11 protein-coding genes are annotated in these 11,794 nt (G+C 30.8%); 6 read left to right on the top strand and 5 right to left on the bottom strand.

Features of this window, described 5'->3' with window-relative positions; genetic code table 11:
• Nucleotides 1–7: 7 nt before the first annotated feature.
• Nucleotides 8–1,063 (bottom strand): arsenosugar biosynthesis radical SAM (seleno)protein ArsS, encoded by a 1,056-nt coding sequence (gene arsS, locus BLU40_RS08790; RefSeq protein ID WP_090122470.1) that lies wholly within the window; start codon nt 1,061–1,063, stop codon nt 8–10.
• Nucleotide 1,064: 1 nt separating this feature from the next.
• A complete protein-coding gene (locus BLU40_RS08785) occupies nt 1,065–1,400 on the bottom strand; it encodes an arsenosugar biosynthesis-associated peroxidase-like protein (protein WP_090122469.1) in 336 nt (111 codons plus the stop codon).
• Between the two features lie 126 nt (nt 1,401–1,526).
• On the opposite strand from BLU40_RS08785, the gene BLU40_RS08780 reads away from it, so the two are divergent.
• Both BLU40_RS08780 and BLU40_RS08775 read left to right on the top strand, forming a co-directional pair.
• Nucleotides 1,527–2,345 carry a DUF1853 family protein gene (locus tag BLU40_RS08780; protein ID WP_090122468.1) on the top strand — a complete coding sequence of 273 codons (819 nt, stop codon included), beginning with the start codon at nt 1,527–1,529 and terminating at the stop codon, nt 2,343–2,345.
• Nucleotides 2,346–2,413: 68 nt separating this feature from the next.
• Nucleotides 2,414–3,205 carry an alpha/beta fold hydrolase gene (locus tag BLU40_RS08775; protein ID WP_090122467.1) on the top strand — a complete coding sequence of 264 codons (792 nt, stop codon included), beginning with the start codon at nt 2,414–2,416 and terminating at the stop codon, nt 3,203–3,205.
• Between the two features lies 1 nt (nt 3,206).
• On the opposite strand, the gene BLU40_RS08770 is transcribed toward BLU40_RS08775, so the two are convergent.
• Entirely contained in the window at nt 3,207–3,686 is a 480-nt protein-coding gene (locus BLU40_RS08770) for a hypothetical protein (protein WP_090122466.1), read from the bottom strand.
• Nucleotides 3,687–3,819: 133 nt separating this feature from the next.
• Here BLU40_RS08770 and BLU40_RS08765 point away from each other — a divergent pair, with 133 nt between their 5' ends.
• From BLU40_RS08765 to BLU40_RS08750, 4 genes are all read left to right on the top strand, one after another.
• The gene (locus BLU40_RS08765; RefSeq protein ID WP_090122465.1) at nt 3,820–6,108 is read left to right on the top strand and encodes a type IA DNA topoisomerase; all 2,289 of its coding nucleotides are present in this window, start codon (nt 3,820–3,822) and stop codon (nt 6,106–6,108) included.
• On the top strand, nt 6,095–6,679 hold the full coding sequence (locus tag BLU40_RS08760) for a pseudouridine synthase (protein WP_090122464.1): 585 nt from the start codon (nt 6,095–6,097) through the stop codon (nt 6,677–6,679). The genes BLU40_RS08765 and BLU40_RS08760 overlap by 14 nt, the downstream gene beginning before the upstream one ends.
• A gap of 128 nt (nt 6,680–6,807) precedes the next feature.
• On the top strand, nt 6,808–7,266 hold the full coding sequence (locus BLU40_RS08755; RefSeq protein WP_090122462.1) for a (2Fe-2S)-binding protein: 459 nt from the start codon (nt 6,808–6,810) through the stop codon (nt 7,264–7,266).
• Between the two features lies 1 nt (nt 7,267).
• A complete protein-coding gene (locus BLU40_RS08750; RefSeq protein WP_090122459.1) occupies nt 7,268–9,448 on the top strand; it encodes a xanthine dehydrogenase family protein molybdopterin-binding subunit in 2,181 nt (726 codons plus the stop codon).
• 49 nt (nt 9,449–9,497) lie between these two features.
• Here the strand turns inward: BLU40_RS08750 and BLU40_RS08745 are convergent, their stop codons facing one another.
• Both BLU40_RS08745 and BLU40_RS08740 read right to left on the bottom strand, forming a co-directional pair.
• Nucleotides 9,498–11,120 (bottom strand): SulP family inorganic anion transporter, encoded by a 1,623-nt coding sequence (locus BLU40_RS08745; protein WP_090122456.1) that lies wholly within the window; start codon nt 11,118–11,120, stop codon nt 9,498–9,500.
• Nucleotides 11,121–11,212: 92 nt separating this feature from the next.
• Nucleotides 11,213–11,794, bottom strand: coding sequence for an NUDIX hydrolase (locus BLU40_RS08740; protein WP_090122721.1), 582 nt, complete (start codon nt 11,792–11,794; stop codon nt 11,213–11,215).

Below are 11,794 nucleotides of genomic sequence, written 5' to 3'. Positions count from 1 at the left end.
TTTTATATTAAACTACTGCTCCTTGGCAACTACTACCTGTACCTGCTGTGCAACCATAACAATGTTGTGATGTAATAATGGTTCTATTACTCAATAATTCTTCATTAAACGTACTTATGTGTTTTGATTCACTTGCTACTTTTAAATTCAACATTTGATTAAAATCACAATCGTACAACCAACCGTCCCAACTTACTGAAATTGTATTGGTACACATTACATTTTTTACCGCTTCAGGATTGTAAGCATCCACCAATTCAGTCATATAATCCTCATAATTTTCTGAAGCAATTAAATAATCTAAAAATCGGCTAATTGGTAAATTAGTAATGGCAAATAAATTATGAAACTTAATATTAAAATCTTCTTTCAAAGCCTTTTTAAACTTAGTTTCTAATCCCATTTGATTACCTGGCAAAAATGCACCTGATGGATTGTAAACTAAATCTAACTTCAGTTTAGAATTTGGCATACCATAACCAACAGCATTTAACATTTCTAACGCTTCAATAGATTTACTAAAAACGCCATTTCCACGTTGTTTATCTGTTTTACCTTGTGTCCAATGTGGCATTGACGAAACTACGTGAACATTGTGCTTTTTAAAAAACTCAGGTAAATGATTATATTTTTTATTTGAAGTAATTATGGTTAAGTTAGATCGCACAATAAAATCTTTAATACCAACTTTTGAAGCTTCCTCTACAAACCACTCAAAATTAGGATTCATTTCTGGCGCTCCACCAGTTAAATCTAGTGTATGCGCACTTGTTTTTTTAATAACATCAATACATTGTTGCATTGTTTCTTTTGTCATTATTTCTTGCCTATCCGGACCAGCATCTACATGACAATGTGCACAAACTTGATTACACATATAACCTAAATTAATTTGCAAAATTTCTAAAGGCTTCGATTTTATTGGAAACTGATTGGTACTTGAAACCGACTCTTTAAAAGTTGGCAATTCACCACTTTTAAAAATTCCGTTTGAAAGAATTTCTAACTGTCGTTTACTATTGGCTAAACTATTATTTCTTTTTTTTAGTGATTTTAATGCCATACTACATATCTAATTTATTCACTTTATTCATCATTTGAACACCGTGAACAAGAGTTGCTCCACTTTTTATAGCCGCTCCAACGTGAATTGCTTCCATCATTTCTTCTTTTGTAATCCCTCGTTGTAAACCATCTTTTGTATATGCATCTATACAATACGGACATTGTTCTGTATGCGCTACAGCTAAAGCTATTAAAGATTTTTCTCGTGCAGTTAAAGCTCCTTCTTCAAAAACTTTCCCATAATACTCAAAAAACTTTTCTCCTAAATCTTTACTCCAATCTGTAATTTTTCCAAACTTTCGTAAATCGCTTGGATCGTAATAAGTCTTAGACATATAATTTATTTTTTGTGGTTTTGTACTAACTTTAGTACGTGATTTTTTGATAAGTTTACAACTTAACTGTAAAAATTTAAAATTTTATTTAAAATTATCTCAAATATATTTGAGTAAGCATTAATAATGGACCACAATTCTAAAGATATTCAATTACAATACGAAGGCTTTTTAAACACGCCTTTTCTTTGGAGAAAAGAACCATTATTTGGTTTGAAACAATTTGAATTTCAAGAAAAAAATTGCTCTACTTTTGAAGGAAATGTAACAAAACAACCACGTTTAGGGAAAAGAGTTGAACGCTTTATTTCTTTTGAATTACAACAACAAGATTCTATTAAATTATTGTTTGAAAATTTTCAAATTCAAAATGGTAAAATTACAATTGGAGAAATCGATTTTTTACTTCAACAAAATAAAAAGCCTATACATTTAGAAGCTATTTATAAATTTTACCTTTATGATGAGAATTTTGGTTCAACAGAAATTGAGCATTGGATTGGACCTAATAGAAAAGATAATTTAGTAAAAAAACTAACTAAACTAAAAAACAAACAATTACCCTTACTTTATAAAAAAGAGGCTAAAATTTTATTAGATAAATACAATCTAAACGTTTCAACAATTAAACAACGTGTTTACTTTAAAGCTCAGTTATTTGTTCCTTTAAGGCTTAAAAACAAAGAGTTTAAACTAATAAACAACACTTGCATTACAGGTTTTTACATAGATCTTTCTGAATTGCAACAATTTAAAAAATGTAAGTTTTACATACCTACTAAAATTAATTGGCTACAAAACATTAAGGTAAATATAACTTGGTTAAATTTTAATGTGTTTTCAACAAAAATAAAACCTTTGCTAAACCAACAAACTGCTCCACTTTGCTGGATTAAACATCCAAATGGAGAAACTGAAAAATGCTTTATTGTTTGGTGGAATTAATGGCTAAAAAATAAAAAACAGTAAATTAAATTGTTTTAACTACTTTTGCTCAAACTACTAACAACACAATGCTTAATTATACAGAATATAGACATGATACGTCCAACGAGTGGGTGACCTTTGTTCACGGTGCTGGTGGGAGTTCTTCTATTTGGTTTAAACAAGTTAGAAGTTTTAGTCACTTTTTTAATGTTTTAGTATTAGATCTAAGAGGCCACGGAGATAGTAAACCTGGGCTAAAAGACACTTTTAACGACAATTATACTTTTGATGCTATTACAAACGATATTGTTGAAGTTTTAAACCATTTAAATATTAAAAAATCTCATTTTTCAGGAATTTCTTTAGGAACTATTTTAATTAGAAATTTAGCAGAAAATCATCCAAAAAGAGTTTTAAGTATGATTATGGGTGGCGCTATAATGCAGCTAAACTTAAAATCGCAAGTTTTAATGAAAGTTGGTGTTTTATGCAAATCTATAGTACCTTATTTATTACTTTACAAGCTTTTTGCTTTTATAATAATGCCAAGAAAAAATCATAAAAAATCGAGATTAATTTTTGTTAATGAAGCTAAAAAATTATACCAAAAAGAATTTATTAGGTGGTTTAAATTAACTTCAGAAATAAATCCACTTTTACGTTTTTTTAGAGCTAAAGATATTGAAATACCTACATTTTATATAATGGGTGAAGAAGATCATTTATTTTTACCTGCAGTAAAAAAAGTAGTTTCTCAACATATAAAATCTACATTATTGGTAGTTAAAAACTGTGGGCACGTAGTAAATATAGAGCAAGCGCAAACTTTTAACAACGCGTCTATAAACTTTATAAAAAACCTTAAAGCTTTAAGGTAATTTAGCTTGGCCAATCAATTGTATCATCATCAATAAATAACGGAGACCACTGTATTTCGTCTAACGCTCCATCTACAAACCAAAAATTTAAGGACTTGTCTTCAATTTCAAGCATTTTTTGATCCTCATCATCTTGCTCAGAAAAATCTTCTAAATACAAATCTTCAAATTTTAATTGAGCTAAACTTTGAGTTACTTTTTCTTCACTTAGACCAATTAACGCTAAATTTTCAAATTCATAAAAATTATTAGTTACAGAAAACATCATTAATTTCCAATCTTCATCTTCATCAAAAGAAAGCGATAAACTTAGTTCGGTATACTCCCAAGATTCTGTTAACTCAGTTAAACTATTTGTATATGAGTACTTATCAATACTTGTTGGTTCTCCTAAAATTAGTTTTACCTCTGCTCTACTCATACCAAATTTTAACACACCTAAACCATAACCTGGTTTTATTTCTTTTAATGCTGCTTTCATAATCTAAAATTAATAGACAAAGATAGTTCAATATGTTTGTAAGTACTTCAAAAAACTATGAATAAAATGTTAACTAATTAAGTAAAAAGTTCAATCAATTTTAGTATTTTGCAACACTTCAAAATTGTATTAAATGAAAGTATGTATTGCCGAAAAGCCAAGTGTTGCACGTGAAATTGCTACTGTATTAGGAGCTAGCACTAAACGCGATGGCTATTTTGAAGGAAATGGCTACGCTGTTACCTACACTTTTGGGCATTTATGCACACTTTTTGAACCTAATGATTACAAACCACATTGGAAAAGTTGGGATTTAAATAACTTACCAATGCTGCCCGAAAAGTTTAAAGTTAAAGTGGTTAGTAACGATGGTATTAAAAAACAATTTAACATAGTAAAAAGTTTATTTGATAAAGCAGATGTTATTATAAACTGTGGGGATGCTGGGCAAGAAGGAGAATTAATTCAGCGTTGGGTTATTAATGAAGCTGGATATACTGGTAAAGTAGAACGTTTATGGATTTCTTCTTTAACAACAGAAGCTATTAGAGAAGGTTTTCAAAACTTAAAACCTGCCGAAGATTATGATAATTTATATTATGCTGGTTTTTCTAGAGCTATTGGAGATTGGCTATTAGGTATGAATGCCACTCGTTTATATACTGTAAAACACGGTGGTTACAAACAAGTATTATCGGTTGGAAGAGTGCAAACACCAACACTAGCAATGGTTGTAAACCGCTTTAAAGAAATTGAAAATTTTAAACCTCAGCCTTATTGGGAACTTCAAACGTTATATAGAGATACTTTATTTAATTGTGAAGAAGGACGTTTTTTAAAAAAAGAAGAGGGTGAAATATTTGCCAACAAAGTAAAAGAAAGTGATTTTGAAATTGTTTCAATTACCAAAAAAGCTGGTAAAGAATATGCTCCAAAATTATTCGACTTAACCGGTTTGCAGGTTTATTGTAATAATAAATTTGGTTTTTCAGCAGATGAAACATTGAAAATTGTTCAAAAGTTATACGAACAAAAAGTAGTTACATACCCAAGAGTAGATACTACATTTTTACCTAATGATATTTACCCAAAAGTACCAGCTATTTTAAAAAACCTAACAAATTATAGCTCTTTAACTGAGCCTTTATTAGGAAAAAAAATAAAAAAATCGAGCAGGGTTTTTAACGATAAAAAAGTTACCGATCACCACGCAATTATACCAACGGGAGTTCAAATTAACTTACAATACAACCAACAACAGGTTTACGATATAATTACAAAACGCTTTATTGCTGTTTTTTATGATGAATGTAAAGTATCTAACACCGCCGTAATTGGTAAAGCAGATGATGTTACTTTTAAAACTACCGGTAAAGAAATTTTAGAAAAAGGTTGGAGAGTTGTTTTTGAAACTGAAGGTGTAACAAAAAAAGAAACTGGTATTTTACCAACTTTTGAAAAAGGAGAAAAAGGACCTCACATACCTTCGTTTTTAGAAAAACAAACTAAACCACCAAATAATTTTACAGAGGCAACATTACTACGTGCTATGGAAACCGCAGGTAAGCAAGTTGATGATGATGAAATGCGTGAGTTAATGAAAGAAAACGGAATTGGTAGACCGTCTACGCGTGCAAATATTATTGAAACCCTTTTTAGAAGGAAATATATTCAGCGAAAAAAGAAACTTCTTTTACCTACAACTACAGGTGTTCAACTAATTGACACCATTCAAAACGAATTATTAAAATCTGCCGAGCTTACTGGTAGATGGGAAAAACGTTTAAAAGAAATTGAACACGGAGAGTTTAATGCTGGTAGCTTTATAAAAAACATGAAGAGTATGGTAGATCATTTGGTGTACGAGGTTCGCTCTGAAAAAACAAGAGCCAATATATCTTATACAGAAAATACTGCCGTAGCAACTAAAAAAACTTCAACTAAAAAGAATAAAAGCGCAGGAATTTCAGCAGAAAAATGCCCTAAATGTAAACAAGGGGCTATTTTAAAAGGAAAATCTGCCTATGGGTGTAGCAACTACAAAAATGGTTGTGATTTTAAACTCCCTTTTTCGTTTTTGAACAAAAAAATATCTGAAAACCAATACATTCGTTTACTTCAAAAAAACTGTACCGTTAACTTAAAAGGTTTTAAAACGGACGCTGGTAAAGTAGAAGGACTTATTCGATTTGATGAGAATTTCAACCTAAAACTTGAAGAAAAAAAGGCTAAAATTCCAGACACAATTAAATGTCCTAAATGTAAAAAGGGTACTGTTTTAAAAGGCAAAACAGCTTATGGTTGTAGCGAATACAAAAACGGTTGTGACTTTGTGTATACGTTCGAGAATATTAAACAAAAGGCTGTTGGCAAACAATTAACAAAAGAATTAGTTTTTCAAATATTAAATGGAAAAATCTAATCACAAACATTTCGCAATATTTAAACCTTATGGGTATTTAAGTCAGTTTGTTAACAACCAAACAAAGCGAGCTAATAAAAAATTATTAGGCGAATTACACGGTTTTCCTGAAGGAACAATGGCTATTGGAAGACTCGACGAACCATCTGAAGGTTTATTACTTTTAACTACTGATGGTAAAGCAAGTGAGTTTATTAGAAGTTCTAAAATTGAGAAAGAATACTACGCGCAAGTTGATGGTGTAATTACTTCCAAAGCTTTAAAAAATCTTAAAAACGGTGTTGAAATAAGTACAGACACAGGTAAATATATAACAAAAAACTGTAGCGTATACAATTTAGAAAAAACTCCAATTTTACCGGCAAGGGCAAAAAAAATTAGAGATGAACGCCACGGACCAACAAGTTGGGTTTCTATAACACTTACTGAAGGAAAATACAGACAAGTTAGAAAAATGACTGCTGCAGTTGGTTTTCCTACCTTACGTTTAGTTAGAGTTAGAATTGGTGAGTTTTCTATCAATAACATGCAGCCTGGTGAGGTAATTGAGGTAAATAATTTGATAAAATAACTTTAGCCAATACAATTTCAAAACAGCATCTTTACATTTTTAGTTAACATACAGTTAAAAGAAAATGCTATTTTTTTATTATTCAAAAATAATAGTAACTTGAAAACTCATTAAAACTACTACTAACTATGACTACTCTTCGTATTAATGGAGAAAATCACAAAATAGACGTTCCAAAAGATATGCCTTTACTTTGGGCAATTAGAGATATTGTTGGTTTAACAGGCACAAAATATGGATGTGGAAAAGGTTTATGCGGTGCTTGTAAAGTGCTACTCGATGGTTCTGCAGTTCAAAGTTGTCAAATTCCTGTTTCAATGGCTGAAGGAAAAGAAATTTTAACTATTGAAGGAGAATCGAAAAATTTACAATTACTACAAAAATCTTGGATAGAAGATAATGTTGCACAATGCGGTTTTTGTCAGCCAGGACAATTAATAGCAGCTACATCATTATTAGATAAAAATAAAAATCCAACTGATGAAGAAATTGAAACTGCCATGGCTGGTAACATTTGTAGGTGTGGTACATACCAACGTATAAAAAAAGCCATTCATAAAACTGTTGAATTAAAAAAACAAAGCTAATATGGGAGTTGTAAAAAATATAAGTCGTAGAAGTTTTGTAAAAAGTATAGGTTTAGCATCTGGTGGTTTAGTATTGGCATGTAACACTTCTATTTTTTCTAATGAAGAAAAAGCACCTGAAAACTTTACAAGTTTTAATCCTAACTTATTTGTTCAGCTAAATTCTGACGGAAGCTTAATATTAGTTTCATCAAGATCGGAAATGGGTAATGGAGTTCGAACCTCATTGCCTTCTGTAATTGCAGATGAAATGGAAGCTGATTGGAATAGAGTTTCTGTACAACAAGCAACCGGAGACGAAAAATACGGAAACCAAAATACTGATGGTTCAAAAAGTATTCGATTATTTTTTAAGCCAATGTTAACTATGGGAGCAATGGCAAAAGCCATGCTAATTTCAGCCGCTGCTATTAAATGGAAAGTTCCTGAAAGCGAATGTTTAGCAAAAAATCATTTTATAATACACACTTCAGGAAAAAAAATAGCTTTTGGAGATTTAGTTGAAATAGCAAAAACTTTAGAAACTCCTTCAGAAGATAGTTTAAAATTTAAAAACCCTAAAGATTATAAATACATTGGTAAAGGTTTACAAAGTGTAGATGCAGAAAACATTTCGAATGGTTCAGCTATTTATGGCTTGGATAAAAGGCTGCCAAATATGAAATTTGCGACTATAGCACATTGCCCAGTAACATTTGGAACTGTAAAATCTTTTGATAAAACCGAAGCTTTAAAAATAGCTGGTGTAGAAAATGTTATTGAAATTAAACCTGTTGATAGACCTTTTGGAACCTTAGGTGGTATTGCTGTAATTGCGACCAATACTTGGGCTGCTATTAAAGGTAAAGAAGCTTTAGTTATTGAGTGGGATTTAGGAGAAAACAAATCTTACAATTCTTCTATTTATTTGGAAGAAATTACAAAAAACGTACATAAACCTGGTAAAGTTTCTAAAGATAAAGGCAACATTAACAATGCGTTTAAAAATGCTAGTAGAACTATTGAAGCTACTTACCAATTACCACATTTAGCGCACGCACCTATGGAGGTACCGAATACAGTTGCTTGGTATCGCAATGGTGTTTGTGATGTTTGGGCGCCTACGCAAGTAGCGCAAACAGCTAGAGAAGAAGTTAAAGAGGCCTTACAAATTGAATTAGATAAAGTAACAATTAATGTTACGCTACTTGGTGGTGGATTTGGAAGAAAATCTAAACCAGATTATGTTGCTGAAGCTGCAATATTATCTAAAGAAACGAATAACCCAATTCAAGTTGTTTGGACACGAGAAGATGATATTAAACATGATTATTTACATACCGTAAGTGCACAATATTTTAAAGCTTCAATTACAAAAGACAATAAAATTTCAGGCTGGTTACATCGTTTTGCATTTCCATCAATTACTTCAACATTTCAAAAAGGTGTTGAATATCCTGGAGGATGGGAAATTAATAGCGCTTCAAACTTACCATACAACGTAGATAACTTAAGAGTTGAAGTTGGTAAAGCTCCTGCTCATGTTAGAATTGGTTGGTTAAGATCTGTTATTAATCTACCACACGGATTTGCAATTAATGTTTTTACAGATGAACTGGCACACGAAACAACTACAGATCCTCTCGAGTTTAGATTAAACTTTTTATCTAAAGATAAAAAAGCTAAAAAACTACAAACAAATAGACTTAGAAATGTTTTAAACATAGTAGCAAAAAATGCTGATTATGGTAAAAAATTACCAGAAGGTCATGCTTATGGAATTGCCATTCACAAAAGCTTTCAATCTTATGTAGCTTCAATAATTGAAGTTTCTGTTATAAATAATAAAGTAACAGTACATAACGTTTATATAGCCATAGATTGTGGTTTGGTGGTAAATAGAGATACTGTAATTGCTCAAATGGAAGGCTCTGCTATATTTGGTATGTCTTTAGCTTTTTATGGAAAAATTACGGCTAAAGATGGTGAAATTGAACAAAGTAATTTTCACGATTATCAAATGGCCCGTATACACCAAACACCTAAAATACATGTAGAAATTGTTAAAAGTACTAAACCACCAACAGGAGTTGGCGAACCTGGAGTGCCTGTTATAGCACCTGCAATTGTAAATGCTATATTTGCAGCAACAGGAAAAAGGATTAGAAAATTACCTTTAATTGATGAAGGTTTTACTGTATAAAACAAAAAAAGCGACTTAAATAAGTCGCTTTTTTTATATAGTATATTTTCTAATTCTCTAATAATCCTTTCGGAAACTTCTCTGGGTTTGCAGCTAAATGATAACGAGGATCGTCAATATCTTCAACAATTACCTCCTTAAATTTAGGATTACTTTTGTAAAGTAATAATTTACATTCTTCACTTAAATGTTTTAAATGTAAACTTTTACCAGCAGATTCGTATTTTTCTACAATACTTAAAATTGCTTCTAATGCAGAGTGATCACTTACTCTAGACTCTATAAAATCTATTTCAACTTTATCTGGATCATTTTTAACGTCAAACTTTTCGTTAAAAGCAGATATTGAACCGAAAAATAAAGGCCCCCAAATTTCATAAATCTTGGTACCATCATCTTTCATTCTTTTTCTAGCTCTAATTCTTGTTGCATTTTCCCAAGAAAAAACTAATGCACTAACAATTACACCAGCTATTACTGCTATAGCTAAATCGAAAATTACTGTTAAAGCAGATACTAGAATTAATACAAATAAATCTGTTCTAGGTATTTTTCCAATAATTCTAAAGCTACTCCAAGCAAATGTTCCTATAACAACCATAAACATTACACCTACGAGAGCTCCAATTGGAACTTGTTCTATGTAAGATGATCCGAATAGAATAAACATTAATAACATAACCGCAGCTACAATACCTGATAAACGGCCTCTACCACCACCTTTAATATTAATAATAGATTGTCCAATCATAGCACAACCACCCATTCCTCCGAAAAGTCCAGTAATAATATTTGCACCTCCTTGTGCTAAACATTCTCTATTACCATTTCCACGAGTTTCAGTTAAATCATCCACTAAATTTAATGTCATCAAAGACTCTATTAAACCAATGGCAGCTAATATTAATGCATATGGCAATATAAATGTAATAGATTCCATAGTGAAAGGAACTTTAGAAAAAGTTTCTAAATTAAGCATTGGAAAACCTCCTTTTAATCCTTCTCCACCACCATCTCTAATAAAAGAACCAACGGTTGCTACATCTAATTTTGCAAAAATTGCAATTCCACTTACAACCAAAATAGCAATTAATGCTTCAGGTAATTTTTTAGCTTGTTTAATTTTTGGAAGTCCCCACATAATTAACATAGTTAACGCAACTAAACCAATCATATAATACAAAGAGTTACCTTGTAACCATACTTTTTCTCCTCCAACAGTTTCTTTAAACATACCTAATTGAGATAGAAAAATTACAATAGCTAAACCATTTACAAATCCCATCATTACAGGGTGAGGAATTAATCTTACAAATTTACCTAGCTTAAATAAACCTGCTAACATTTGAATAATTCCCATTAAAATAACGGTTGCAAATAAATAATATAAACCTAAGTTTTCTCCAGGTTCTCCCATTGCATTTCCTTCAGAAACAAGTGAAACCATAACTACAGCTAAGGCTCCTGTTGCTCCAGAAATCATTCCTGGTCTACCACCAAATATAGATGTTATTAAACCAACCATAAATGCAGCATATAACCCTACTAAAGGATCTACGCCTGCCACAAAGGCAAAGGCAACTGCTTCAGGCACCAATGCAAGCGCAACGGTAATACCCGACAAAACGTCGTTTCTAACATTTGATACTCTGTTTCTAATAAATTTAGTCATAATGAGTTATTTTCAAAAAGCGGCAAATATAAGCCTTTTTGTTAGTTGTTTTAAATTTAAATGACGGACTTAACGAAATCGTTTAAAGTGTTTTAAAAAAGCAACTTAATATTTTCATAAGTATTCAATAACGCTTCTTTAACCTCAACTTCATTTTTAAATTTAGCAATTTCAATTTCTTCATCAATTTGAGGAGTTAAATCTCCAATAAATTCAGTTGTCATTAAATACCAATGCGTAATTTTAAAAATAGTTTTTCCTTTTCGTCTAAAAATATGATACGTTGTTGGCAGTTTACTTTTAATGGTTAAACCATTAATTCCACATTCTTCTTCTACTTCTCTTATGGCAGCTTCTTTTATGGTTTCACCTTTTTCTAATTTCCCTTTTGGCAAATCCCATTTCTTCATTCTATAAATAAATAACACTTCATTTTTGGCATTTATTACCTTTCCACCAGCTGCTTTTTGTTTTTTAAATAGAGCTTTAAAAAGTTTAAAATCCTTTTTTAAATCACTACATACCAAACAAATACCTTTACTTTCATTTAAAAAAAGTTTTGAAATAAGGATTTCTATATCTTTTATATTGAATAATACTTTATCTAATTTTGTTGAAAAATTCTTATTATCGGTTAAAATAATTGGACATTCATTTACAAAAACTTTATACAT

Origin of the sequence: Lutibacter oricola (genome assembly GCF_900106565.1) — a bacterium.
Taxonomy (GTDB): Bacteria; Bacteroidota; Bacteroidia; order Flavobacteriales; family Flavobacteriaceae; genus Lutibacter; species Lutibacter oricola.
The sequence above is the reverse complement of the archived record's forward strand: the minus strand, read 5'-3'. Positions and strand labels throughout refer to the sequence as shown.

Excerpts from the sequence above, each read along its gene's own strand:
- arsS (WP_090122470.1), bottom strand. The coding sequence starts at position 1,063 with ATGGCATTAAAATCACTAAAAAAAAGAAATAATAGTTTAGCCAATAGT.
- BLU40_RS08785 (WP_090122469.1), bottom strand. The coding sequence starts at position 1,400 with ATGTCTAAGACTTATTACGATCCAAGCGATTTACGAAAGTTTGGAAAA.
- BLU40_RS08780 (WP_090122468.1), top strand. The coding sequence starts at position 1,527 with ATGGACCACAATTCTAAAGATATTCAATTACAATACGAAGGCTTTTTA.
- BLU40_RS08775 (WP_090122467.1), top strand. The coding sequence starts at position 2,414 with ATGCTTAATTATACAGAATATAGACATGATACGTCCAACGAGTGGGTG.
- BLU40_RS08770 (WP_090122466.1), bottom strand. The coding sequence starts at position 3,686 with ATGAAAGCAGCATTAAAAGAAATAAAACCAGGTTATGGTTTAGGTGTG.
- BLU40_RS08765 (WP_090122465.1), top strand. The coding sequence starts at position 3,820 with ATGAAAGTATGTATTGCCGAAAAGCCAAGTGTTGCACGTGAAATTGCT.
- BLU40_RS08760 (WP_090122464.1), top strand. The coding sequence starts at position 6,095 with ATGGAAAAATCTAATCACAAACATTTCGCAATATTTAAACCTTATGGG.
- BLU40_RS08755 (WP_090122462.1), top strand. The coding sequence starts at position 6,808 with ATGACTACTCTTCGTATTAATGGAGAAAATCACAAAATAGACGTTCCA.
- BLU40_RS08750 (WP_090122459.1), top strand. The coding sequence starts at position 7,268 with ATGGGAGTTGTAAAAAATATAAGTCGTAGAAGTTTTGTAAAAAGTATA.
- BLU40_RS08745 (WP_090122456.1), bottom strand. The coding sequence starts at position 11,120 with ATGACTAAATTTATTAGAAACAGAGTATCAAATGTTAGAAACGACGTT.
- BLU40_RS08740 (WP_090122721.1), bottom strand. The coding sequence starts at position 11,794 with ATGTATAAAGTTTTTGTAAATGAATGTCCAATTATTTTAACCGATAAT.